Source organism: Rhizobium sp. P43, from assembly GCF_056730705.1.
Map to the genome: position 1 here is coordinate 656,819 of NZ_CM161539.1, position 23,992 is coordinate 680,810.

The window sequence follows — 23,992 nt, forward strand, 5'->3', positions numbered from 1 at the left end:
GAAGATGATGAAATCGAAGAATGGCCCCCTTCGCGTCGGTATCGGCGGACCTGTTGGATCCGGCAAGACCGCCCTGACCGAGAAACTCTGCAAGGCCATGCGCGACAACTATTCCGTCGCGGTTGTCACCAATGACATCTATACGCGCGAGGATGCTGATGCGTTGATCCGGATGCAGGCGCTGAGTTCTGATCGGGTTGTCGGGGTTGAGACAGGTGGCTGTCCGCATACGGCGATCCGAGAGGACGCCTCGATCAACCTCAAGGCCATTGCCGATCTCAACGCACGGATCCCGGATCTCGATGTCGTGTTCATTGAATCGGGTGGCGACAATCTCGCAGCGACCTTCTCGCCTGACCTCGCCGATATCACCCTCTATGTGATCTCGGTGTGTCAGGGTGAGGAAATCCCACGCAAAGGCGGGCCGGGGATTACCCGTTCCGACCTCCTGGTCATCAATAAGACCGATCTGGCGCCGCATGTCGGCGTTGATCTGGAGGTGATGGAGCGCGATGCCGGGCGGATGCGCTCCGAACGCCCGTTCGTCTTTACCGATCTGAAGCGCGGAAATGGCGTCGATCGGATCGTCAGCTTCCTGCAGCAGAGTGGGGGGCTCTGAGCGAAGCGGACGGTAGCGTCTATCAAGCCGGGTCAGATCTGCCTGAGCGCGTTGACGTCGCTGATCTGGATGGTGCGTCCACGCACGACGACACCGCACCGCTTGAGGGCTGAGAAGGCACGGGACAGCGCCTCGGGAGCCAGGCCCAGCTTGCCAGCGAGCAGGCTCTTCTGGAACGGCAGGCGGATCGAGGCCGGACCGCCTTCGGTGTTGCAATGGGTGAGGAGATAATGGGCGACCCGCTGCGGGGCTGTCTGCAGCCGGTCATTGGCGATGCAGTCCATGGTCGTGCGCAGATGATCCGACAGGCAGCGAATGATGGCCTTCGCCACATCGCTCTCCCGCTCGGCAAGCGAGCGAACGCGCTGCAGGTCAAAACGTGCAAGCGTCACGTGTTCGGCTGCCTGTGCGTTGTAGAGGTAGCGATCACCGAGCGCCAGCAGGCATTCGGAAAAGGTATCTCCTGGGCCGCAGATGCGAATGTCGGCTTCTCGCCCGTCCTTGTTGAGACGATAGAGGCGTACATAGCCGGTGAGGACGCTGTAGAAACAGTCGGCAGGCTCGCCCTCCCGGAAGAGCACCTCGCGCGCCTCATAGTTGGAGATATTGGCAATCTCCATCATTGAGGCCATCGCGGTCGGGCCCAGTTGGGACAAGAATGAGGTTCGCAAAAGCGTGTTCTTGTCGCGGGCGTTCAGTCTCAGGATCTTGTTCACGGTCTTCACGGCTCCCCATCCACAACTGCATCAGGGCCTCCACCGCTGCGGTCGCCGCTTCACCTCTGCGGTCCCCCTGCCTGAGAGAACTAGATCGCAGATGCGCGTCTTCTGCAGGTCCGGGTGAACGTGCCCTTTCCAGTCCGGGCATATTAGCGCGCCTCGGGGAAGCGTGGATTGATTTCGATCAAATGGCCATCGGTATATGACGATTGATGAAAGCATGCGGGACGTACAACGGGCGCTGCGTTTCCGCAGCGCCCGTCATGGATGTTGCATGGCTACGGGAAGGCCTCAGTCTAAAATTTGATCCCGACGCCGACTTTGACTGTCTGCTGGACCAGATCCGCATTCACGGATGCAGGGCCGAAAATGATGCTGCCTCTGCTGTAGTCAGTGTAGCGATAATCGATCCGGCCAAAGATCGCGTCGGTTACAGCATAGTCGATACCTGCGCCAAGCGTGTAGCCAGTAAAGTTGCCCGAGGCCTCGCCCACACCTGTTAGGGTTGCCTCCAGATGGGCGCCAGACCAGCCGGCACTGCCGTAGAGAAGCAGACGGTCAAGTGCGTAACCGAGACGCACTCGCGCAGAGCCCTGAACATCGACGCCGCCATTGAAGGTTCCAAAGGTCGAACTGACGGTAACGTTTTGAAAATTGTATTCAATATCGCCTTCGAGACCGACGATGACATCCTGGTGCAGGGCGATGTTGAAACCACCGAAGGTGCCGAGGATGGAATCATCCAGTTCGGACTGAGCCGGTGGATAGCCTGCCGTCTCGAAGTGGCCGTCCATCCAGCCGTATCCGGCAGCCATACCGGCATAACCGCCGGACCAGTCGTAGGACCCGTCCCGCAGATCAGAGGGTGGGGCATGTGTACCCGTTAAGGCCGTGTCGAAGGCTGATGCAGAGCCAGCCATGAGGGGGACGGCCATGATGATCAAATATCTCACGGTATTCCTCGTCGTCAAAACAAAGTGAAATGCGCATATAAGTTGCGCCAAATACCTTGTGCGTGACTGAAGGGTGTGGGGTGATCGCAGGCCCAATTGTGCGCAAGCCGGAAACAAATCGGCCGCCCGAAGGCGGCCGATCCAGATTTGGGATTACTCCGCCGCGAGCGGCGGTAGATTGACCACGTTGCCCTTGCCATCGCTCTTGCGGCTGACCGGCTGGCTGCGTTCGACGGCTGCGACGCGCTTTTCCATCGCTTCTAAAGCCTGCACGTTCTTGCGGGCGAGGAAGGACAGGACTTCCGGCGTGAGCGGCTCTTCCTCTTCCTCCTTCTTGCCGACGAAGCGGCTGAAGAGCCAGCCGAGCAGGCGGGAGACGTCATCGAGGATCAGGAAGAAGGCCGGCACGACCACGAGGCTCAGCACTGTCGACACGATGATGCCGCCGATAACCGCGATGGCCATTGGTGCACGGAACGAGCCGCCTTCACCGACGCCCAGCGCCGAGGGCAGCATGCCCGCCGACATGGCGATCGAGGTCATGATGATCGGACGGGCGCGCTTGCGGCCTGCCTCCACCATGGCTTCGAGCCGGTGCATGCCCTGACGGCGCATTTCGATGGCGAAGTCCACGAGCAGGATGGCGTTCTTCGTCACGATGCCCATCAGCATCAGGATGCCGATGAGGACGGGCATGGAGAGCGCATTGTTCGTCAGTATCAGCGCGAGCGCCACGCCGCCGATGGCCAGCGGCAGCGAGAACAGGATGGTGAAGGGCTGGATCACGTCCTTGAAGAGCAGGATCAGCACCGTCAGCACCAGGAGCAGGCCGAGGATCATCGCGTTGACGAAGCTCTGCTGCATCTCGGCCTGGATCTTGGCGTCGCCGCTTTCCGCAAGGCGCACGCTGGCCGGAATGTCGGCATTTTCCACCGTCGTCCGGAAGGCCGCTGTTGCGGTATCGAGAGCGACACCCTGCGGCAGGCCGGCGCCGATCGACACTACACGGTTGCGGTCGTTACGTTTGATCGAAGAGACGCCTTCCGCATAGTCGATGTCGGCGACACTCGACAGCGGTACCGTCGCGCCGCTTGCCGTACGCACCTTCAGTGCGCGGATCGCAGCGAGGTCGGTACGCAGATCGAGCGAGGCCTGGACGCGGATCGGGATCTGGCGGTTGTCGAGCGAGATCTTCGGCAGCGCTGCGTCGACGTCACCAATTGTTGCGACGCGAACCGTCTGGGCGATCTGCTGGGCTGTGATGCCGAGGCGGGCTGCTTCATCGGCGCGCGGGCGGATCTGCAGTTCCGGACGGGGCAGGGCGCCGTCGGCGCTGACATTGGCGAGCTCCGGAACCTGGCGAAGCTTGGCTTCGAGGATGCCGACTGCCTGGTTCAGTTCCGCTTCATTCTTGGAGAGGAAGTTGAACGTGATGTCGCGCTCGCCACGGTCGTTGAGCTTGGTGATCCGGATATCGGGGATACCGGCAAGCTTGGCGAAGACCTCTTCTTCGACGTCCCATTGCGGCCGGATACGGCCATTCTCGGGAAGCTTCGGGAGATATTGGCCGATCAACGGAATGCTGCCGAGGCCCCCGTTGACCAGCGTCTTGGCCAGCGAGTGCTCGATCCTGTCGAGGTTCAGGGTCACGCTGGCCCGGCGCAGTTCCAGATCGCCGCGGGGCGAGGAGCCGCCGAGGATGAACACGCTCGCAACGTCAGGCACGTCCTTGATAGCAGCATATATCTCGTCGGTCTTCCGCTCGGTCTCGTCCAGCGTCGCATTCGGCGGAAGCTCGACGGAGAGCACGATACGGCCCGCGTCTTCCGGCGGGATGAAGCTGCCGGGAACGCCGGCGAGCAGGATGATCGAACCGATCAGGAAAGCGATGGCAGCGGCAAGCGTACCGAGGCGCGAATACCAGCGGCGCGTCGTGAAGCGGACGAGCTTCGTGTACATCTTCAGCGGCAGGCTATCGTTGTCGTGATGGTCGTCCATCGCGTCTTCCGCCCGCATGAGATAGGCGGCCATCATCGGGGTGATGAGGCGCGCCACAAGCAGCGAGAAGAAGACGGAGAAGGCCACCGTCAGGCCGAACTGGATGAAGTACTGGCCTGGGATGCCCGGCATGAACGACACCGGCACGAAGACCGCAATAATCGTGAAGGTCGTCGCGATGACGGCGAGACCGATTTCGTCCGCCGCCTCGATCGCCGCTCGATAGGGCGTCTTGCCCATCTTGATGTGTCGGGCGATGTTTTCCACCTCGACGATCGCGTCGTCGACGAGAATACCGGTCGCCAGCGTCAGCGCCAGGAACGAGACGAGGTTCAGTGAGAAGCCCATCATGTCCATGACCCAGAAGGTCGGGATCGCGGACAGCGGCAAGGCTACGGCTGAAATCAGGGTCGCACGCCAGTTGCGCAGGAAGAGCAGAACCACGATGACGGCCAGGATCGCCCCCTCGATGAGGGTGTGCATGGCGGCTTCGTAGTTGCCGTAGGTGAAGTAGACCGAGTCGTCGATCATCTCGATCTGGACGTTGGGGTTTTCGGCACGAACGGTCGCCAGGCTTTCGGCAACGGTTTCGGCCACGGTCACTTCACTGGCACCCTTGGCGCGGAAGACCGCGAAGGAGACGACCGGATTGCCGTCATGACGGGCAAAGGACTTCTGTTCCTCATAGGTGTCGTAGACACGGCCGAGGTCGGACAGCTTGACGAAGCGGCCGCCGGGCAGGGCGATCGTCGTGTTCGCCAGGCTTTCCACATCGCGGTTATCACCCAGCGTGCGGATCGACTGTTCGGCGCCGGCCACCTGGCCACGGCCCGAGCCGAGGTCGACATTGGTGCCCTTCAACTGGCTTGAGATGTCGGAAGCCGTTACGCCGAGCGCATCGAGGCGGTTCGGGTCGAGTTCAACTCGCACTTCGCGATCGGCACCGCCGTAACGGTCAACGCGACCGATGCCGGGCTGGCCCTGCAGGGCGCGCTTGACCGTGTCATCGACGAACCACGAGAAGCTCGGCAAGGTTCATGTTCGGCGAGGAGACAGCGAAGCTCTGGATCGCCTGGCCTTCGACGTCGATCTTGGTGACAATCGGTTCGTCGACGGAGGCCGGCAGATCGCCGCGGATCTGGTCGATCGCGTCCTTGACGTCCTGCACCGCCTGCTCGGTCGGCACTTCCATGCGGAACATGACGACCGTCTGGGAGTTGCCATCGGTGACGGTCGAGTTGATCTCGTCAACGCCGGTGATCGAGGCGACCGCGTCTTCGATTTCCTTCGTGACCTGGCTTTCCAGTTCAGCCGGGGAGGCGCCACTCTGGCCTACCGTTATCGCAACCAGGGGAACGTCGATGTTCGGGAAGCGGGTGATCGGCAGCGCGAGAAACGACTGGATCCCGACAACCATCAGGAGGAAGAAGGCCAGGATCGGCGCAATCGGATTGCGTATGGACCATGCAGAGAAGTTCATGGCGTCTTCGCCCCTCAGTTGGAAACGCTGCTGGTTTCTTCCACCGGATTGACCCGGTCACCGTCACGGACAAACACGCCCGCCTTGGCGACCACCTTGTCACCTTCGCTCAGGCCTTCGGTGACCTGGATGAAGGCGCCGTCCTGAATGCCGGTCTTGATCTCGACCATCTGGACCGTGCCGTTTTCGACCTTGCGAACCGTTGTCTTGCCGCCTTCCGTGGTAATGGCGGACAGAGGCAGTGCAATGCCATTGGCCTCATCCACGGTAATGGCTGCGCTGCCATACATGCCGGCACGGGCAGCTGCGTCATCGTCCAAAGCGATATGCACCGAACCCAGGCGCGTGACGGAGTCGATGACCGGCGACACAAGGCGGATCGAACCGGTCAGGGGCTCGGCCCGACCGGCAATCGTGACGGTCGCCGTCTGGCCCTGCTTGATGCGCAGGATATCACCTTCCGGGACATCTGCCACCAATTCGATCTGGCCGTCGCGGATCACCGTGAAAAGCGGCTGCCCCGCGCCGGTTGCGATGGCACCGATCTTGGCATTGCGCACGGAGACCGTGCCGGCCACGGGCGACTTGACCTCGGTGCGGGCGAGCCGCAGATCCGTATCTGCGATCTGGCTATCGACCACCTTGATATCCGCCTCTGCCACGGTAATGGCCTGGCGGGCCGTCTCAACGCGGGCCGTTGCACTGGCCAGCGTGGTTTCGGCCTGCTCTTTTTGCGAGGCGGAGACGGAACCGGAAGCGACGAGACGCGTTGCACGATCCAGCTGACGCTGGGCTTCTCGCAGGTTCGCTTCGGCTTCAACGACCTGGGCCTGATACTGCGCCAAAGCGGCCTCTGCCTTGGCCCTGTTGGCCACAAGCTGGCTGCGCTGCAACACGAGGGTGTCCTCGTTCAGCCGGGCAACGACCGTATCAGCCTGGACCGTGTCGCCGACATCCGCCTCCAGCGACTTGATCTGCAGGCCTTCCACCTGTGGCTGAACCTGCACCTCTTCGACGGCGCGGACGGTACCGGTCGCGAGAATGCGATCGACCAGCGCACGGCTTTCGGCCGGGGTGACGATGATTGCCGGAAGATTCTGAGCCGGTACGGGGGCCGCAGCCTGTTCCTGTGCCAAGGCCACGGAGGCCGACAGCGACAAAGTGGCAGCCATCAAGACCGCCCGAGCGCGCGTGTTTCGAAACATGAGTCCCTTCCCAACAACGATTTTCGCAGTTCACGCCTTGATACGTGGCGGAAGACCGTTCGGCTCACAGCCAAGGTGCTTCCAGACAATAACACGCGTCTTCACAATCGCGGCATCTCAACACTGTTTGAAGAGGTGGGGGATGGCGGAAGGGCTTGCAAGAGCCGTGACTGCGGATTCAAGCCGTGCTCCCAAAATTGTTCAAGATAGAACGGTGGTGTTGCGGAATTACCAGCCAAAGCCCTGCAATTGATAGGTAAAGCCTACAAAAAAAGCACGGGGATCGCTCCCCGTGCTTCTATGACTTGGTGGTCCGCCTGGTTCTACTTGAGGGCCGCGTCGGTGATCTCGGTCGTGAAGGCGCCTGTCGGCTCCTTCGTGATGACCGGATCGGAACCGCCGCCCATCAGGGTCTTCACGGTGCGGTCGTAGTCGGCCTTGTCGAGGGCGCCGTTCGAGCCGGCGGTCAACTTGGCGACTTCGCTCATCATGCGCTTCTGGTGGGCTTCGGTCTGGGCGCCGGAGGCGTCGTTCTCGAGCACGATTTCAGCGGCTTCATCCGGATTGGCTTCGGCGTATTTCCAGCCCTTCATCGAAGCGCGGACGAACTTGACCATCTTTTCTTTGAAGGCCGGGTCGGCGAGCTTGTCTTCGAGGACATAGAGACCGTCTTCGAGGGTTGCGACACCTTCGTCTTCATACTTGAAGGTGATCAGCTCTTCCGGCTTGATGCCCGCATCGATGACCTGCCAGTATTCGTTGTAGGTCATCGTCGAAATGCAGGCGGCCTGCTTCTGCAGGAGCGGGTCGACGTTGAAGCCCTGCTTCAGCACGGTCACGCCATCCGGCGAACCATCGGTCTTGATGCCGAGCGTGTTCATCCAGGACAGGAATGGATATTCGTTGCCGAAGAACCAGACGCCGAGCGTCTTGCCCTTGAAATCCTCAGGCTTGGTGATGCCGCTTTCCTTGAGGCAGGTCAGCATCATGCCGGACGACTTGAAGGGCTGGGCGATGTTGACGAGCGGCACGCCCTTTTCGCGGGTCGCGAGGGCGGATGGCATCCAGTCGACGATGACGTCAGCGCCGCCACCGGCCAGAACCTGCGGGGGAGCGATATCCGGGCCGCCCGGCTTGATTTCGACGTCGAGGCCTTCTTCCTCGTAGAAGCCTTTATCCTTGGCGACGTAGTAGCCGGCGAACTGGGCCTGGGTCACCCATTTCAGCTGGAGGGTCACCTTGTCGGCGGCGGCGGCCTGCATCGCGGTCAGCGAGACCGCGGCAGCCATCAGCAGGGATGCGAGTTTGATTTTCATTTCAGTTCCCTCTTTTGTTTTTGGTGCAGTTCACGACCGTCCACCACGGACGGACGGATGCCAGAAGGTGACCCGGCGTTCTGCCAGTGCCACCAATCCGTAGAAGACTGAGCCAGCGAGTGCGGCGACCGCAATCACGGCCCAGACCATGTCGACATTCGAGCGTCCGACCTCTGTCGAGATCCGGAAGCCCATGCCGACAATCGGGGTGCCGAAGAACTCTGCCACGATCGCACCGATCAGCGCGAGGGTGGAGTTGATCTTCAGGGCATTGAAAATGAAGGGCCAGGCGGCAGGGAGCCGCAGGCGCACCAGCGTCTGCCACCAGGAGGCGGCATAGGTGTGCATCAGGTCGCGTTCCATATGGCTGGCCGAGGCCAGTCCCTGGACCGTGTTCACCAGCATCGGGAAGAAGGTCATGATCACGACGACCGCGACCTTCGACTGCCAGTCGAAGCCGAACCACATCACCATGATCGGCGCGATGCCGACGACGGGGAGGGCCGAGACGAAGTTGCCGATCGGCAGCAGGCCCTTTTGCAGGAAGGGCGAGCGGTCGATCAGGATCGCGACGATGAAGCCAAGACCGCAGCCGGCAACGTAACCTGTAATCACCGACTTCAGAAAGGTCTGCTGGAAGTCTGCCCAGAGGATCGGGGTGGAGATCAGGATCCGCGCCCAGATCATCGACGGGGCGGGCAAGAGGATCGAGGGGATCTCGAAACCGCGCACCACACATTCCCAGATGACGAGCAGTGTTACGCCAAAGATCAGCGGCACGGCCAGGCCGATGGCGCGCTTGGTCGTCTGGTCCTTGGGACGCAGGCGGACGAGCCACTCGTTCAGACCCCAGGCGCCGAGCCAGAAGACGAAGGCGAAGACGAGGTAACCGTTCATGGCTTGACCCCCATGCGTGCAAGAACCCGGGTATGGGCCATGCCCACAATCGATACCAGAATGGCGGCGAGCCCTGCCGCCATGAAGAGGGCGGCCCAGATCTGGATGGTCTGGCCATAGTAGGAGCCTGACAGCAGACGGGCGCCCAGACCGGCAACCGCGCCGGTCGGCAGCTCACCGACGATGGCGCCCACCAGCGAGATGGCGATGGCTACCTTCAGCGAGGTGAAGAGGTAAGGCATCGAAGCTGGCCAGCGCAGCTTCCAGAAGGTCTGCGACTGGCTGGCATTGTAGGTACGCATCAGATCGAGCAGCAGCATATCGGGGCTGCGCAGGCCCTTCACCATGCCGACGACGATCGGGAAGAAGGAAAGATATGTCGAAATCAATGCCTTGGGCATCAATCCGGAGATCCCGATCGAATTCAGGACAACGATGATCATCGGCGCAATCGCAAGGATCGGGATCGTTTGCGAGGCGATCACCCAGGGCATCAGCGACTTGTCCATGGCCCGGTTGTGGACGATGGCAATCGCCAGCACGATGCCGAGTAGGGTGCCCATGGCAAAGCCCATGAGCGTCGCCGAAAGCGTGATCCAGGCATGGTAGACGAGGCTGCGCTTGGAGGTGACGGCCTTGTTGATCGTTGTGTCCCAAAGCTCGGCGACGATCTGGTGCGGGGCCGGGAGGACGGGGCGCTCCTGGGCGAAGGTCCGTTCGACGATCTGCGAGAAGGTGATCGTTTCCCCGGCGCGCGCCGCCTGATCGCGGACGAAGGGCGCGTTCAGATAAACGACGAAGACATGCCAGATCACGAGGATCGCCAGGATAACGGTCAGAACCGGCAAAATGCGGTCACGGAAGGCGGAAGGGGCAGCCTTCATCAGGCACCTCCTTTTGCGGGAATGAGCATAAGAGCCATGGAAACGACACCGAGAGCGACACCTGCGGTCTGAACGGCGGTGAGCCGTTCACCGAAGAGGAAGAAGGCGATCACATTGACGAGCAGCAATTGTGCGACCGCCGATACCGAGATGGCCAGCCCCAGCCCGCCTTCGCGCATCAGCTTCACCATCATCAGGTTGCCGACACAGTAGAGCGCGAGCGATGCCAAGAGCACCCAGAGCTTGCCGTTGTCGACATAGGCCCTGCTGACGGTGGCGGCACCCAGGAAGGTCGCCATGGCGGCACCCAGCCAGAGGAGGAAGGTGGGGTTCATGGGGTGGCCTCCACTTTTACGGCGGCCGACACCCTCCCCTTGAGGGGGAGGGTCGGAGCGAAGCTCCGGGGTGGGGCGACGTGCATGACGTCAGGGCCGATTGATGATGTCGAACTCGCTGCCCGGTTCACCCCCACCCGCCGCTTCGCGGCGACCTCCCCCCTCAAGGGGGAGGTGTGGAGCGACAGGCTCGCCCCATCCCGCTCTCCCCCCTTATGGGGGAGATGCCCGGCAGGGCAGAGGGGGGTGACCAGGTTCTCCAAGTAGATGTTATTCCTCATAAGAATGCCCCGCCTTCAGACCCTCGCGCACCCGGTGCGCGATTTCGAGAAACTCCGGCGTCTCGCGGATGTCGAGCGGGCGTTCCTTCGGTAGCGTCGACTCGATGATGTCGGTCACGCGGCCCGGACGCGGGCTCATGACGACGATCTTGGTGGAGAGGTAGACGGCTTCCGGGATCGAATGGGTGACGAAGCAGATCGTCTTGTTGGTGCGGTCCCAGAGTTTTAGCAGTTCCGAATTCAGGTGGTCACGGACGATTTCGTCGAGCGCGCCGAAGGGTTCGTCCATCAGCAGAAGGTCGGCATCGAAGGCGAGCGCGCGGGCGATCGAGGCACGCTGCTGCATGCCACCCGACAGCTGCCAGGGATATTTCTTGCCGAAGCCTGAGAGGTTGACGAGGTCGAGGGTCTGTTCGATGCGCTTCTTCTTCTCATCGGCGCTGTAGCCCATGATTTCCAGGGGCAGCGCGATGTTGTTCTCGATCGTGCGCCAGGGATAGAGGGCAGCCGCTTGGAAGACATAGCCGTAGGAGCGCGCCTTGCGGGCGTTTTCCGGTGTCATGCCGTTGACGGTGATCTCGCCGGCGGTGTGTTTCTCCAGATCGGCGATGACGCGCAGGAAGGTGGTCTTGCCGCAGCCGGAGGGACCGATGAAGGAAACGAAGTCGCCCTTCTTCACCTCCAGATTGACGTTGGACAGGGCGTGGACGGGCCCGTCATTGGTCTCGAAGGTGAGGCTCAGGTTTTTGGCCGAGACGACGGAGTAGGGTGCATTCATGCGCTGGGACCAATCGGGTTTGTTGCAAAGGCCTGTCGCCTCTTGCATTCTTTGGACATGCGGTCGCTCGGGAGCAGCGAACCGGGATTGGCGGGCCTGCCGCCGGGAAAAAGAGGATTGGACCATGGACGCATCATCAAAGCCCACCTGCCGGATCGTGAAGCCCGGCCACACCTATGAGGGCAAGCAGGGCTTGAGTTACTTCGAGGGCATTGCGGCCGAAACGGTCGGGTCGAAGGGCATCTGCATGCATGTGCTGACGATGCCGCCCGGTGCGCGCGCCAAGGCGCATCTGCATGAGAGCCACGAAACGGCGATCTACATGCTCTCCGGTCAGGCGCATACCTGGTATGGCGACCGGCTGGAAAACCATGTGATCGTGCATGCCGGCGAGCTGTTTTACATCCCGGCCGGCGTGCCGCATCTGCCGGCGAACCTGTCGAACGCGCCTTGCACGGCGATCATTGCGCGCACCGACCCGAACGAGCAGGAAAGCGTTGTCCTGCTGCCGGAACTGGATGGGCTGGTTGAAGTTTGATGCCTCGTCACTGACGTCGGAGCGCGTTGTACCCCCCTCTGCCCTGCCGGGCATCTCCCCCACAAGGGGGGAGAGCGGTTGGGGCAGGCGCCGAAGCCTCACCCTCCCCTTGAGGGGGAGGGTCGGAGCGGAGCTCCGGGGTGGGGTGATGTGTAAAGCGTCTGCGTAAACCCTTGAGGTCGAACTCGTCGCCTCGATCACCCCCACCCGCCGCTTTGCGGCGACCTCCCCCCTCAAGGGGGAGGTGTGGCGAGCGGCCAGCCGCCTCTGATCTCCCCCCTTGAGGGGGAGATGCCCGGCAGGGCAGAGGGGGGTAACACCGCGTACCAACATCATAACAGAGTCACACCCCCGTCGCCGGAATGCCGGTGCGTTCCACCTTGCGCGGGGCGACCAGTTCCTTCCAGGTCGAGAGCGCCTTGGAAACGGCGGGGAAGGGCTCGCGCTTGACGAACTTGCCGTGGCCCTCGCGGGTCTTCACGGCACTCTCCTCGATCGCGACGTATCCGCGGGTCAGCGTGTAACGCGGCAGGCCCGTCACTTCCTTGCCCTCGAAGACGTTGTAGTCGATCGAGGACTGCTGGGTCTTGGCGGAGATGGTCTTTGAGCGCTTGGGATCCCAGACCACGAGGTCGGCATCGGCGCCGACCAGGACGGCGCCCTTCTTCGGATAGATGTTGAGGATCTTGGCGACGTTGGTCGAGGTAACGGCGACGAATTCGTTCATCGTCAGGCGGCCGGTCGCGACACCATAGGTCCAGAGCATGGGCATGCGGTCCTCAAGCCCGCCGGTGCCGTTCGGGATCTTGGCGAAGTTGCCGACGCCGAAGCGCTTCTGTTCGCTGGTGAAGGCGCAGTGGTCGGTGGCGACGACCGAGAGCGAGCCCGACTGCAGGCCGGCCCAGAGTGAATCCTGGTGCTGCTTGTTGCGGAAGGGAGGCGACATGACGCGGCGGGCGGCGTGGTCCCAGTCCTTGTTGAAATATTCGCTTTCGTCGAGCGTCAGGTGCTGGATCAGCGGCTCGCCATAGACGCGCATGCCCTTGGCGCGGGCGCGGCGGATGGCTTCATGCGCCTGTTCGCAGGAGGTGTGCACGACATAGAGCGGCACGCCTGCCATGTCGGCCAGCATGATGGCGCGGTTGGTGGCCTCGCCCTCGACTTCCGGGGGTCTGGAATAGGCATGGCCTTCCGGACCATTGTTGCCCTCGGCCAGCAGCTTTGCGGTCATCGAGGCGACGACGTCGCCGTTTTCGGCATGGACCATCGGCAGCGCGCCGAGTTCGGCGCAGCGCTGGAAGGAGGCGAACATCTCGTCGTCGTTCACCATCAGGGCGCCCTTGTAGGCCATGAAGTGCTTGAACGAGTTGATGCCCTTGTCCTGCACGACGGTCTTCATCTCGTCGAAGATGCGTTCGTTCCAGCCGGTGATCGCCATGTGGAAAGAGTAGTCGGCCGTGGCGCGCGAGGTCTTGTTGTCCCACATGGTGAGCGCTTCGAGCAGCGACTGGTCGGGGGCCGGCAGGCAGAAATCGACGACCATGGTCGTGCCGCCGGAGAGGCCGGCGCGCGTGCCGCTTTCGAAATCATCCGCCGAATAGGTGCCCATGAAGGGCATTTCCAGATGCACATGCGGGTCGATGCCGCCGGGCATGACATAACAGCCCGACGCATCCAGCACGGTGTCGCCAGAGAGGTTTGGCCCGATCGCGACGATCACGCCCCCCTCGATCTTGACATCAGCCTTGTAGGTCAGATCGGCGGTGACGATGGTTCCGCCCTTGATGACTGTGGTGGTCATTTGCTCTCTCCCTCGATCCTTTTTCTCACGATTGCGGTCTAAACTGCTGCAATCCGGTGATGTTGATTATTGCCAGTTCGAGCATCGCCATTTCATCCTCGTTGAGATGGCCGATGACTTGTCGTATGGCAGCCTTCTTCAAGTGGGTCATCTTGTCGGCCATGGCTTGCGACCGTTCCTTCAGGCCGTTTGCATCCGATGGCTCAATCGTGGGACGAAAATCCGAGGCGTCAGAAAGAAAGGTCGAAAGAGGGCAAAGAAGCAGGGTGACGTGGTGTTCGATATAATTGTCCGCTTGAATTATGACCGCTGGCCTCGGTTTCCCGAGGTCTCCCTGAAATGCGGCTGTCACCATATCGCCCCGAGCAAACTTCACGGCTTATCCCAGTCATCTGAAAGATCTTCGCCGGTCAGTTCCACAATTCCAGCCTTACGATCCGCCTCCACAGCAGCCTTCGTCTGCCTAGCAGCTTCCTCTTTGTACGCCTCGCTAGACATGTCAGGCACCCAGATTTCCACTGGCCTGTAGCCCCGCCGCAGCAGGTCAGCGCGTTCTTCCGGTGACAATTCCCTCGGTCGTCCCATGGTTCGCTCCCGTTCAGGACTGCTCCTAGATTTCGATCCTACGCCACAATCTCCGCCGTCTCCAGAACCGCCCTCAGCAGCACGTCGCAGCCGGCGCTGGCCCATTCCTTGGAAATTTCCTCAGCCTCGTTATGGCTCAAGCCGCCGACGCAGGGGCACATGATCATGGTCGAGGGCGCCACCTTGGCTGTCCAGCAGGCATCGTGGCCGGCGCCGGAGATGATGTTCATGTGGCTGTAGCCGAGATCTTCCGCCGCCTTGCGGACGGAGGCGACGAGTGTCGGGTCGAAGGTCACCGGATCGAAATGGCCGACGGCCTCGATGGAACAGCCGACACCGAGGGCTGCACAGATTTCGGCGGCTTCCTTTTCGATGCGGGCGCGCATGCCGTCGAGCTTGGCCTGTTCCGGCGAGCGGATGTCGACGGTGAAGATCACCGTGCCGGGCAGGACGTTGCGGGAATTGGGCGAGAACTTCACCTGGCCGACGCCGCCGACGCAGCCCGGCTGGTTGTCCATGGCAACCGTCTGGACCATTTCCATGATCCGGGCCATGGCAAGGCCGGCATTGACGCGGTGGTTCATCGGGGTGGAGCCGGTATGGGCTTCCCTGCCGGTCAGCGTGAATTCCAGCCACCACAGGCCCTGACAGTGGGTGACCACACCGATCTGCTTCTCTTCGGCCTCAAGGATCGGCCCCTGTTCGATGTGATATTCGAAATAGGCGTGCATCTTGCGGGCGCCGACCTTTTCGTCACCCACCCAGCCGATGCGCTTCAGCTCCTCGCCGAAACTCTTGCCCTCCATGTCCTTGCGGGCATAGGCGTAATCCTGGGTCAGCACGCCGGCAAAGACACCGGAGGCCAGCATGGCGGGCGCAAAGCGGGCGCCTTCCTCATTCGTCCAGTTGGTCACGACGATGGGGTGCTTGGTCTTGATGTTGAGGTCGTTCATCGAGCGCACGACTTCCAGACCGGCGAGCACACCGAGCACGCCGTCATATTTGCCGCCGGTGGGCTGGGTGTCGAGGTGGCTGCCGATATAGACGGGCAGGGCATCCGGATCGGTGCCGGGGCGGGTCATGAACATATTGCCCATTGTGTCGACGCCCATGGTCAGCCCCGCATCCTCGCACCAGCGCTGGAAGAGGCGGCGGCCCTCGGCATCTTCATCGGTCAGGGTCTGGCGATTGTTGCCGCCGGAAATACCGGGGCCAATCTTCGCCATGTCCATGAGCATGTCCCACAGCCGATCGCCGTTCACGCGAAGGTTCGTGCCGGGTTGCGCCGTCATTGCAGATCCTCACCTGTTTTATCGGAGCGCGGATCTTCCGCCCGTGCCCCTTGTTCCCTGGGTCAGCAACAACGGCTTGTCTTTGTCTTTTCCGTTGTTGTATCGGCAGTTGCCTTTATTTGACATCTGTCCAATAATTTGACCGACTGGTAAAACATTACAACTTCCATCACGGCACTCAAGACGGAATCAGCAAAAATCTGCGACAAAAAACCGTGCAATTGCACAGAATTTGGGCGCGGATATTCTTGAGTGACTTCAGTGTCTTAGGCAGGGAACAACTCTAAGATGGCGATACCGAGAGCGGCGCAAACCCAGAGGCGGACGCGGATCCAGGAGGAGAAGGAAGAGGTTATCCTCGAGGCGGCGCTGGAAGTCTTCTCTCAGCGCGGCTTCCATGGCTCGACAATCGACCAGATCGCCGAGGTGGCGGGCATGTCGAAGCCCAACCTGCTCTATTATTTCCGCACCAAGGAGGCGATGCATCAGGCGCTGATCGACCGGGTGCTGGAAAACTGGCTGGAGCCGCTTGCCGCCTTCGATGCCGAGGGGGATCCGGAGCAGGAAATTAGGTCCTATATCCGCCGCAAGCTCGAAATGGCGCGCGACTTTCCGCGCGAAAGCCGGCTGTTCGCCAACGAGATCCTGCAGGGCGCGCCGCATATTGCCGGAGTGCTGGAAGGGCCGTTGAAGGAACTGGTCGACGAGAAGGCCGAAGTGATCCGGGCCTGGATCGCGTCCGGCAAGATTCGCGCCTGCGATCCGCATCACATGATCTTCTCGATCTGGTCGACGACCCAGCACTATGCCGATTTCGACGTGCAGGTTCGTTCCGTACTGGGGCCTGGGCGGGAGGAAGAAGATCGCTTCGAGGCGGCGGCCCGCTTTCTTGAGGGTCTTTTCGTCAACGGACTGATTCTGAAGCCCGTGGCCGTCAGTCCCTGAGCAGTCCCATCACCAGAAGCCCTGCCGCCGTGACCAGCGCGCCGACGAAGACGGCGGGGCTTGCCCAGCCATGGCCGAGCAGGCCTTCGAGCAGGATGATGAAGGTCGGCGTGAGATAGCCGTAGCCGAGGACCTTGGGCGCCGGCAGCCGCATCGAGGCATATTGCAGGAGCATGAAGGTCAGCGCCGTGGTGATGACGGAGAGATAGGCGATCGTTGCCCAGACCGTCGGCGGAAGGCTAGCAAAATCGGTGGTCGCGAGCGGCACTGCGCCGGTCGGCAAAAGCCAGGGCACCGTAAAGACGATGACCCAGAAACCGAAGGCCACAGGGTTTTCGCCCTGGTTGAACTTGCGGATCAGCGGCACATAGGCGCCGTGGCAGACGACGCCGACGAAATAGATCAGCTCACCAGTGCCGACATCAAAGGACAGGATCGCGTTGATATCCGCCCGGAAGATGACCCAGATGGCGCCCAGGGCCGCGATCACCAGGGCGATGAAGACATCCGGCCGCGTCTTCTGGCCTATGAAGAGGAGCGCGAAGCCGGCGCTGATCAGCGGCATCAGGGTGAAGACGGCGCCGGTCTGGACGGGATTGGTGAATTCGAGCGCGGCGAACATCGTCAGCATGTAGATGGCGATGAGCCCTCCCAGCAGGGCAAAGCGCCAGATCCGCTGGGGTGGGCGGAAAGGCACGCGCAGGATGCCGAAGGTCAGGACACCCATGACGACCACCGTCATCAGATAGCGCCAGAGTGTCAGCGGGCCTGCATCCATATGCTGCGCCGCCATGCCGCCGAAGGAGAATGAGCCGGCGATCAGGGCGGCGAAAAGCAGCATCGCCGCATGCGCCTTCAGCTTTTCACGACCCTTGGCGTGCACCGTGTGGCGGTTGACGGGGGTCTCTGCTGCTGGCGCTTGCTCTGTCATGGCATGTCTTTCGACCGGAAGTGGTCCAACCGTTCGCGTGACTTGACCCGACCGGCTTTCTCATTCATCTGCGATCCGGGAGACGCGGAATAAGCGTCGTCCAAGGATATCCTTCCGGCAGTTAATCGAAAGCGGACCTGATGACAACGACGATCGGCTTCAGCGATACGGACAAGAGCACCAGCGCGGTGCTGCAGGACGTGATCAACTCGATGCATGACGAGCATGTCACCTTGCGTCAGATCCTCGAAAAGATGGGCGAAAGCGGCTTGCTTCTGCTCTGCGGTCTGCTCTCCCTGCCGTTTCTCGTGCCCGTCTCCATTCCGGGCGTATCGACCGTCTTCGGTGCGGGCATCGTGCTCATCGGCATCGCCGTGACCTTCAACCGTCTGCCGTGGCTGCCGGAGAAAGTGGCGGACCGCAAGCTTGATCGGGCGAAGCTGGTGCCGGTTCTCGAGCGGGGGCTTGCCATTCTGCGCAAGGTCGACCGCTATGTTCGCCCACGCCTGCCGGGACTGACCGTGGGCAGTCTGATCAATCGGGTGAACGGGCTCATCCTGACCGCTGCCGGCGTGCTGCTGATGATGCCGCTCGGCTTCATCCCGTTTTCCAACACGCTGCCGGGCGTCGCCATTCTGTTTCTATCAACGGGGATTTCCCAGCGTGACGGCGTGGTTGTGGCGCTCGGCCATTTCATGGTTGTTCTGACGCTCGTCTACTTTTCGGCACTGGCCTATGCCGGCTTTGCCGCCGGCCAGAGCCTTCTTGGCTAAACTCTAGGCCGAGGGCTGAGGGCCCGATAATCAGGCGCTGCGCTGCCAGCGATCGTCACGCTTCAAGACGTGCGCCCTTGCGAAATCGATGAAGGCGTCGGGGCTCATGGGTCGGGCGAGTGCATAGCCCTGCAGCGTGTTGCAGCCCAGGTCGCGCAGGATTGCCGCATGTTCCATCGTTTCGACTCCCTCGGCGACAATCCCGATCCCGAATGATCGTCCGATGTCGACGATCGAGCTGATCAGTTTGCGCTGGGTCGGGTTGGCCACAATCGGCGCGACGAGCTGTCGGTCGATCTTGAGACGGCTGGGGGAGAGCTTGATCAGAGACAGGATCGACGCGTAGCCTGTCCCGAAGTCATCGATCTCGATGGAAATGCCGCGTTGACGGATGCGATCCAGGCTGGCCGCGACGGCATCGGCCTTGTCATCGAAAGAAATCGACTCCAGCAGTTCGAACGACAGGCTGCCCGGTTTTATCGAGAGCCTGCCGAGATGATCGAGAAGCGCTTCTTCAAACAGGCGTTGTGCCGAGATGTTGACTGAGACATGCTCGATCCCGAGCCCTTCCGCGTGCCAGCGCGCTAATTCCGCGAGTGCCTGATCGAGGATCTTTGCATCGATCTGCGCAACCACGTTCAGGCTGTCTGCAATGTCGAGAAAGGCATTGGGCGCGAGTATGCCCCTGTCCGGATGCCGCCAGCGAGCAAGTGCCTCGACGCCGTTGATCTCCAGAGTGCGCGCGTCGAACTGCGGCTGGAAATACGCGATGAAATCATCGTCGTGCAGCGAACGCAGAATGGCATCAGCCGTCGTCTTTAGATTGATCGTGCGCGCGCGCAGCTGGTCGGAGAAGCGTTCGACCCTGTTGCGACCGCGGCGTTTGGCCTCGTAGAGCGCGATGTCAGCGTTTACAAGCAGTTGTTCGCAGCTCAGGCCCGGCTCGACCTTCTGGGCGATGCCGATCGACGCGCCGACACGGCATTCATGTCCGTTGTAGAGGATGGGCTTGTTGATCGCTGCGATCAACTCGTTGCCCAAGGCTTCGTAGTTCACGTCGGGCGCGCTTCGCGTGCAAACGATCACGAATTCATCGCCGCCGATACGCGCCACGAAATCGCAATTGGCCTTATAGTTTTGCAGTTCGCGCGCCACATTGCGCAGAATGGCGTCTCCTGCGCCATGGCCCAGGGTGTCGTTGATTTCCTTGAAGCGATCAAGATCCATATGCAAGACCGTCAAGGTCTGGCCCGTCGCCTCCTGCCCGTCGACGAACTGTTCCAGCCTCTGGTCCAGGTAGCGGCGGTTCGGCAGCCCCGTCAGCGAATCATGCAGCGCATTGTGTTCCATCCTCTGTCGAGCAGCTTCCAGCTCCTCGTTGCGCAGCGCCGTTTCTCTTTGAGCCCGACGCAGTTCTTCCTGCAGACGCACGTCAGCGCTGACATCCCAGTTGACGCCAAGCACCCGCGTTTCGCCGGTGTGATCGCGATATGCCGTGCCGACGGTGCGGAAATGGATCAGTTCCCCGTCCGGCCGCCGCGCGCGGAATTCACCAGTATAGGACCCTCCGTTTTCTATGGCTTCGTTCATAAGTGTGTTGATGGCAACACAGTCCTCCGGCACTACCAACTCCTCCCAGAGCTGCTGGTGGATCGGGGTGTCCGGTGACAGGCCATAGAGCTGGTAAAGCTGCTCGTCCCAGGTCACCGAGTTCGACTTGATATCGAGCTCCCAGACGCCGATCCTGGATGTTGCCAGCGCCGCGCCGAGGCGATGCGACATGGCGCGGAGTTCCTCCTCGCGTTGGCGCAATGCTGCGTAATTGTGCTGGCGCTCTCTCATCAGCATGGCGACCCAGACGACCGTCCCGGCGATCAGTCCAGCCATGGCGATGATCATGGTCCGTATCAGTGCGTCTGGTTTGCTCGCGCTCGCCCAGCCACCTGCAGGCACGGCGGAGATCGCCCAACGCTTGTTTCCGAGATCCACGGTCATGGTGACTGGATCATCCTTCAAAACGTCACCGTCACCATAGATGATCGTTTTGTCGCCTGTCAGGGAGTTCCGCTCGCTGATGGTCACGGAGAGCGGAAGGTCCGAAGCCTGAAGGCCGATGTCATTGTAGAGCTGGGCCAGATCGACGATACCGGCCAGCGCGCCCCAGAAGGCGTGTTCTCCGCCGTCGTTCTCCATGTGGATCGGTACGGTGACGATCAGTCCCATGCTGCCATTCCTCAGCTGCAGCGGGCCATTTATGATCGTCTTTCCTTGATCGCGCAGCTTGGCGACAGACTCCTCCGCCGCAGGCGGTGGCAAAAGTCGCATACCGATCAACCCCTTATTACGTTCATAGGGGTAAACGAACGTTGTTATCAGGTCTGGAGCCGCGACGATGTTGAGTATCTGTGAGGGGTTCTGGAGCAGGCTCTCCGACAGCGTCGCGAAGCGTTCCTGGGTGACGTAAGGTTCTGTTCCGATGACGGCGACCATGCCCTGGAGGAGCCTGATATTGGCGTTCAGATTGGCTTCGAGCTTGGTCCGCACGAGGCCCAGGCTTTCTTCCACGTCGTTTCTGGCGGCTTCGCGACCGAGACGCTGTTGCTGGAAATCAGCATAGATCGCAGACACGGCGACGCCAATCAGCACGATGACGCTTGGTATCAGGATTTGCAAACGTGATCGGAGGGCGGACTCGCCCACGGCTGTCTTGCTCTTCGTCGCCATGGTCTCCTTGCCAGGGGCTAGGCCGGCTCAACATTCAAGCCGTGAACTGGAATATCCTGATGGTGGAGTATAGCGCTGAAAAAAAACTGAATCGATTGGAAAAAGATTGAGGAATTATAGAAATCGAGACATGTCCGGCCCGTAAAACGGGCCGGAAATTCTTGATGGACGACTATTCCGCCGCCTGAACAGCCATCGGATTGTTCGGATGGGTCGTCCAGTTGGCGTAGTTGGGGTCGACCGGCTTGCCGGTGCGCTGGTCGATCGTGCCGGGTTCAAGGCCGACCATGGTGATGCAGTTCTCGACCGGACAGACGTTGACGCAGAGATTGCAGCCGACGCATTCGTCTTCCATCACCTCGAATTTCCTGACGCCATCGACGATGCTGGTGATCGCTTGGTGCGAGGTGTCCTCGCAGGCGATGTGGCAGCGGCCGCACTTGATGCAGGCGTCCTGATCGATATGGGCCTTGGCCACATAATTCAGGTTCAGGTACTTCCAGTCGGTGACATTCGGGACGGCGCGGCCACAGATGTCGTCGAGGCTCTGATGGCCCTTGGCATCCATCCAGTTGTTGAGGCCGGTGATCATTTCCTGGACGATCTTGAAGCCATAGGTCATGGCCGCCGTGCAGACCTGCACGTTGCCGGCACCAAGCGCCAGGAATTCCGCCGCATCACGCCAGGTCGTCACACCGCCGATGCCGGAGATCGGCAGGCCATAGGTTTCTGGATCGCGGGCGATTTCAGAGACCATGTTCAGCGCGATCGGCTTGACCGCCGGGCCGCAATAGCCGCCATGGCTGCCCTTGCCGCCGATGCTGGGGTTCGGCGAGAAGTTGTCGAGATCGACCGAGACGATCGAGTTGATCGTGTTGATCAGCGACACGGCATCGGTGCCGCCACGCTTGGCGGCGCGGGCCGGGTTGCGGATGTCGGTGATGTTGGGTGTCAGCTTGGTGATGACGGGCATGCGGGTGTATTGCTTGCACCACCGCACGACCATCTCGATGTACTCAGGCACCTGACCGACGGCAGAGCCCATGCCGCGTTCGGACATGCCGTGCGGACAGCCGAAATTGAGTTCGATGCCGTCGGCGCCGGTTTCTTCGACCAGCGGCAGGATCGCCTTCCACTCTTCCTCGACGCAGGGGACCATGATCGAGGCGACAAGTGCGCGATCCGGCCAGTTCTTCTTGACCATCTTCATCTCCTGCAGGTTCACCTGCAGGGGACGGTCGGTGATCAGTTCGATGTTGTTGAGGCCAAGGAGCCTGCGGTCCGCGCCCCAGATTGCGCCATAGCGCGGGCCGTTGACGTTGACGACCGGCGGGCCTTCCGAGCCGAGCGTCTTCCAGACGACGCCGCCCCAGCCCGCCTTGAAGGCGCGTTCGACGTTGTAGGCCTTGTCGGTCGGCGGAGCGGATGCTAGCCAGAAGGGGTTGGGCGACTTGATGCCGACGAAGTTGTTGCGAAGATCAGCCATTGTTCAAATCCTCTCTGAGCGGGTGCGTCATGCGACTGCGGTCACGCCCGCCGTTGAAACGGCGAGAGAGCGGTTGATGCTTTCGGCCGCGTCACGGCCCATGGCGACGGCAGAGACCGTCAGGTCCTGACCTCCGAAGGCGCAGTCGCCGCCGGCCCAGACACCCGGGATCGAGGTGCGGCCTTCGGCGTCGATGGCGATCTTGCCGCCTTCGACGTTGAGGCCGTCCAGACCCTGGCCGTCGAGCTTTTGGCCGATCGCGACCAGAATCTGGTCCGCCTTGATCTCGGTCGTGTGGCCGGTGCCCTTCATCAGGCCGTTTTCGAGGTGGGTGTATTCGAAGGTGATCGCAGAGCAGTGGCCGCCGTGATGGGCGACTTCCTTCGGCTGCAGCCAGTGACGGATGTGAACACCCTTGGAGGTCGCGAGATCCTGCTCGAACTCGGAGGCGTTCATGTGTTCCTTGCCGCGGCGATAGCAGATGGTGACGTTTTCCGCGCCGAGAAGCTTGGCCTGGACGGCGGCATCGATCGCGGTCATGCCGCCGCCGATGACGACGACGTCACGGCCGACGGGAACGTCTGCCTTGTCGTCTGCCTGACGCAGGTTGGCGATGAATTCGACCGCGTCGATCACACCGTTGATCTTGGCGCCGGGGATGTTCAGCCCGTTGACGTTGCCAAGGCCGGCGCCGATGAAGACGGCGTCATGCTTGGCCTGGAGGTCGGCGAGGGTGAAATCGCGACCCATCATCTGGCCGTCGAGCACGTCGATATTGCCGAGCGAGAGGATGTAGTCGACTTCCTTCTGGGCGAAGTCGTTCGGCGTCTTGTAGGCGGCGATACCGTATTCGTTGAGGCCGCCCGCCTTTTCCCGCGCTTCGTAGATGGTGACCTGGTGGCCGTGCATCGCCAGCCGATGGGCGGCGGCAAGGCCAGCGGGGCCTGCGCCGATGATACCCACCGTGCGACCGGTCGAGGCTGCTGGACGGTAGAACTGGCGGCCTTCCTCGATAGCAATGTCGGTGGCGTAACGTTGCAGGCGGCCGATCTCGACAGGGCGCTCTTCCGCCGTGTTGCGCACACAGGCCTCTTCGCAGAGCGTTTCGGTTGGACAGACGCGGGCGCACATGCCGCCGAGAATGTTCTGGTCGAAGATGGTCTTTGCCGCGCCAATCGGATTGCCAGTCGATATCTGCCGGATGAACATCGGGATATCGATGGCGGTGGGACAGGCCGTCATGCAGGGGGCGTCATGACAGAAGTAACATCTGTCGGACGCAACGAGTGCCTCGTGGTCGCCGAGGCGGGGATGCAGGTCTGAGAAATTCTTTGCATAATCGGCAGCATCAAGCCGCCCGGCCTTAAGGCCCGGTTCCAGTCTTCGCATCGCAGTTCCCTCTTTTATATTCGAAGCGATGCGGGGAAGCGTAACTCAGGATCAAACTTTTAT

20 protein-coding genes and 1 pseudogene are annotated in these 23,992 nt (G+C 61.4%); 4 read left to right on the forward strand and 17 right to left on the reverse strand.

The window, feature by feature from the left end; all coding sequences use genetic code 11:
* The first annotated feature begins 7 nt into the window (after positions 1-7).
* Entirely contained in the window at positions 8-619 is a 612-nt protein-coding gene (gene ureG, locus AC1PUL_RS03140; RefSeq protein ID WP_480466578.1) for an urease accessory protein UreG, read from the forward strand.
* A 32-nt stretch (positions 620-651) separates the two neighbouring features.
* Here the strand turns inward: ureG and AC1PUL_RS03145 are convergent, their stop codons facing one another.
* The 9 genes and pseudogenes from AC1PUL_RS03145 to AC1PUL_RS03185 form a co-directional block, all read right to left on the reverse strand.
* Positions 652-1,335, reverse strand: a complete 684-nt coding sequence (locus AC1PUL_RS03145; protein ID WP_480468472.1) for a Crp/Fnr family transcriptional regulator — start codon at positions 1,333-1,335, stop codon at positions 652-654.
* 299 nt (positions 1,336-1,634) lie between these two features.
* A complete protein-coding gene (locus AC1PUL_RS03150; protein WP_480466579.1) occupies positions 1,635-2,291 on the reverse strand; it encodes an outer membrane protein in 657 nt (218 codons plus the stop codon).
* Positions 2,292-2,444: 153 nt separating this feature from the next.
* A pseudogene (locus AC1PUL_RS03155) lies at positions 2,445-5,769 on the reverse strand (efflux RND transporter permease subunit).
* Between the two features lie 14 nt (positions 5,770-5,783).
* Positions 5,784-6,974 (reverse strand): efflux RND transporter periplasmic adaptor subunit, encoded by a 1,191-nt coding sequence (locus AC1PUL_RS03160; protein ID WP_480466581.1) that lies wholly within the window; start codon positions 6,972-6,974, stop codon positions 5,784-5,786.
* Between the two features lie 323 nt (positions 6,975-7,297).
* Entirely contained in the window at positions 7,298-8,290 is a 993-nt protein-coding gene (locus tag AC1PUL_RS03165) for an ABC transporter substrate-binding protein (RefSeq protein WP_480466583.1), read from the reverse strand.
* Positions 8,291-8,320: 30 nt separating this feature from the next.
* Complete coding sequence (locus tag AC1PUL_RS03170) at positions 8,321-9,187, reverse strand: ABC transporter permease (protein WP_298462736.1); 867 nt, start codon at positions 9,185-9,187, stop codon at positions 8,321-8,323.
* A complete protein-coding gene (locus AC1PUL_RS03175; RefSeq protein WP_480466585.1) occupies positions 9,184-10,071 on the reverse strand; it encodes an ABC transporter permease in 888 nt (295 codons plus the stop codon). Before AC1PUL_RS03175 ends, AC1PUL_RS03170 begins: the two co-directional genes overlap by 4 nt.
* Positions 10,071-10,406, reverse strand: a complete 336-nt coding sequence (locus AC1PUL_RS03180) for a hypothetical protein (protein ID WP_480466587.1) — start codon at positions 10,404-10,406, stop codon at positions 10,071-10,073. The genes AC1PUL_RS03175 and AC1PUL_RS03180 overlap by 1 nt, the downstream gene beginning before the upstream one ends.
* Positions 10,407-10,676: 270 nt before the next feature.
* Positions 10,677-11,465 carry an ABC transporter ATP-binding protein gene (locus tag AC1PUL_RS03185; protein ID WP_480466589.1) on the reverse strand — a complete coding sequence of 263 codons (789 nt, stop codon included), beginning with the start codon at positions 11,463-11,465 and terminating at the stop codon, positions 10,677-10,679.
* Between the two features lie 124 nt (positions 11,466-11,589).
* On the opposite strand from AC1PUL_RS03185, the gene AC1PUL_RS03190 reads away from it, so the two are divergent.
* Positions 11,590-12,003 (forward strand): cupin domain-containing protein, encoded by a 414-nt coding sequence (locus AC1PUL_RS03190; protein WP_480466591.1) that lies wholly within the window; start codon positions 11,590-11,592, stop codon positions 12,001-12,003.
* 343 nt (positions 12,004-12,346) lie between these two features.
* Here AC1PUL_RS03190 and hydA read toward each other — a convergent pair whose 3' ends face one another.
* From hydA to AC1PUL_RS03210, 4 genes are read right to left on the reverse strand one after another with little or no spacing between them, the layout of a single operon-like run.
* A complete protein-coding gene (gene hydA / locus AC1PUL_RS03195; protein WP_480466593.1) occupies positions 12,347-13,804 on the reverse strand; it encodes a dihydropyrimidinase in 1,458 nt (485 codons plus the stop codon).
* A gap of 25 nt (positions 13,805-13,829) precedes the next feature.
* The gene (locus tag AC1PUL_RS03200) at positions 13,830-14,180 is read right to left on the reverse strand and encodes a type II toxin-antitoxin system PemK/MazF family toxin (protein WP_480466595.1); all 351 of its coding nucleotides are present in this window, start codon (positions 14,178-14,180) and stop codon (positions 13,830-13,832) included.
* The gene (locus tag AC1PUL_RS03205; protein WP_480466596.1) at positions 14,177-14,494 is read right to left on the reverse strand and encodes an antitoxin MazE-like protein; all 318 of its coding nucleotides are present in this window, start codon (positions 14,492-14,494) and stop codon (positions 14,177-14,179) included. Before AC1PUL_RS03205 ends, AC1PUL_RS03200 begins: the two co-directional genes overlap by 4 nt.
* Entirely contained in the window at positions 14,428-15,681 is a 1,254-nt protein-coding gene (locus tag AC1PUL_RS03210) for a Zn-dependent hydrolase (RefSeq protein WP_480466597.1), read from the reverse strand. Before AC1PUL_RS03210 ends, AC1PUL_RS03205 begins: the two co-directional genes overlap by 67 nt.
* Before the next feature lie 288 nt (positions 15,682-15,969).
* On the opposite strand from AC1PUL_RS03210, the gene AC1PUL_RS03215 reads away from it, so the two are divergent.
* The gene (locus tag AC1PUL_RS03215) at positions 15,970-16,626 is read left to right on the forward strand and encodes a TetR family transcriptional regulator C-terminal domain-containing protein (RefSeq protein WP_480466598.1); all 657 of its coding nucleotides are present in this window, start codon (positions 15,970-15,972) and stop codon (positions 16,624-16,626) included.
* Here the strand turns inward: AC1PUL_RS03215 and AC1PUL_RS03220 are convergent.
* Positions 16,616-17,557, reverse strand: coding sequence for a DMT family transporter (locus AC1PUL_RS03220; protein ID WP_480466599.1), 942 nt, complete (start codon positions 17,555-17,557; stop codon positions 16,616-16,618). The two genes, AC1PUL_RS03215 and AC1PUL_RS03220, sit on opposite strands and share 11 nt — an antisense overlap.
* 140 nt (positions 17,558-17,697) lie before the next feature.
* On the opposite strand from AC1PUL_RS03220, the gene AC1PUL_RS03225 reads away from it, so the two are divergent.
* Positions 17,698-18,330, forward strand: coding sequence for an exopolysaccharide biosynthesis protein (locus AC1PUL_RS03225; protein WP_480466600.1), 633 nt, complete (start codon positions 17,698-17,700; stop codon positions 18,328-18,330).
* Between the two features lie 30 nt (positions 18,331-18,360).
* Here the strand turns inward: AC1PUL_RS03225 and AC1PUL_RS03230 are convergent, their stop codons facing one another.
* The 3 genes from AC1PUL_RS03230 to AC1PUL_RS03240 form a co-directional block, all read right to left on the reverse strand.
* Positions 18,361-21,054: a bifunctional diguanylate cyclase/phosphodiesterase gene (locus tag AC1PUL_RS03230; protein WP_480466601.1), complete on the reverse strand. Its 2,694-nt coding sequence runs from the start codon at positions 21,052-21,054 to the stop codon at positions 18,361-18,363.
* A 172-nt stretch (positions 21,055-21,226) separates the two neighbouring features.
* Positions 21,227-22,540, reverse strand: a complete 1,314-nt coding sequence (gene preA / locus AC1PUL_RS03235) for an NAD-dependent dihydropyrimidine dehydrogenase subunit PreA (protein WP_185810553.1) — start codon at positions 22,538-22,540, stop codon at positions 21,227-21,229.
* Positions 22,541-22,567: 27 nt separating this feature from the next.
* Positions 22,568-23,929: an NAD(P)-dependent oxidoreductase gene (locus AC1PUL_RS03240; RefSeq protein ID WP_480466602.1), complete on the reverse strand. Its 1,362-nt coding sequence runs from the start codon at positions 23,927-23,929 to the stop codon at positions 22,568-22,570.
* Positions 23,930-23,992 lie beyond the last annotated feature (63 nt).

Bases quoted from the DNA above. Each gene is read 5' to 3' on its own strand.
- ureG (WP_480466578.1), top strand. From the start codon at position 8: ATGAAATCGAAGAATGGCCCCCTTCGCGTCGGTATCGGCGGACCTGTT.
- AC1PUL_RS03160 (WP_480466581.1), bottom strand. From the start codon at position 6,974: ATGTTTCGAAACACGCGCGCTCGGGCGGTCTTGATGGCTGCCACTTTG.
- AC1PUL_RS03165 (WP_480466583.1), bottom strand. From the start codon at position 8,290: ATGAAAATCAAACTCGCATCCCTGCTGATGGCTGCCGCGGTCTCGCTG.
- AC1PUL_RS03170 (WP_298462736.1), bottom strand. From the start codon at position 9,187: ATGAACGGTTACCTCGTCTTCGCCTTCGTCTTCTGGCTCGGCGCCTGG.
- AC1PUL_RS03175 (WP_480466585.1), bottom strand. From the start codon at position 10,071: ATGAAGGCTGCCCCTTCCGCCTTCCGTGACCGCATTTTGCCGGTTCTG.
- AC1PUL_RS03180 (WP_480466587.1), bottom strand. From the start codon at position 10,406: ATGAACCCCACCTTCCTCCTCTGGCTGGGTGCCGCCATGGCGACCTTC.
- AC1PUL_RS03185 (WP_480466589.1), bottom strand. From the start codon at position 11,465: ATGAATGCACCCTACTCCGTCGTCTCGGCCAAAAACCTGAGCCTCACC.
- AC1PUL_RS03190 (WP_480466591.1), top strand. From the start codon at position 11,590: ATGGACGCATCATCAAAGCCCACCTGCCGGATCGTGAAGCCCGGCCAC.
- hydA (WP_480466593.1), bottom strand. From the start codon at position 13,804: ATGACCACCACAGTCATCAAGGGCGGAACCATCGTCACCGCCGATCTG.
- AC1PUL_RS03205 (WP_480466596.1), bottom strand. From the start codon at position 14,494: ATGGGCCAGCGCCGGCTGCGACGTGCTGCTGAGGGCGGTTCTGGAGAC.
- AC1PUL_RS03210 (WP_480466597.1), bottom strand. From the start codon at position 15,681: ATGACGGCGCAACCCGGCACGAACCTTCGCGTGAACGGCGATCGGCTG.
- AC1PUL_RS03215 (WP_480466598.1), top strand. From the start codon at position 15,970: ATGGCGATACCGAGAGCGGCGCAAACCCAGAGGCGGACGCGGATCCAG.
- AC1PUL_RS03220 (WP_480466599.1), bottom strand. From the start codon at position 17,557: ATGACAGAGCAAGCGCCAGCAGCAGAGACCCCCGTCAACCGCCACACG.
- AC1PUL_RS03225 (WP_480466600.1), top strand. From the start codon at position 17,698: ATGACAACGACGATCGGCTTCAGCGATACGGACAAGAGCACCAGCGCG.
- AC1PUL_RS03230 (WP_480466601.1), bottom strand. From the start codon at position 21,054: ATGGCGACGAAGAGCAAGACAGCCGTGGGCGAGTCCGCCCTCCGATCA.
- preA (WP_185810553.1), bottom strand. From the start codon at position 22,540: ATGGCTGATCTTCGCAACAACTTCGTCGGCATCAAGTCGCCCAACCCC.
- AC1PUL_RS03240 (WP_480466602.1), bottom strand. From the start codon at position 23,929: ATGCGAAGACTGGAACCGGGCCTTAAGGCCGGGCGGCTTGATGCTGCC.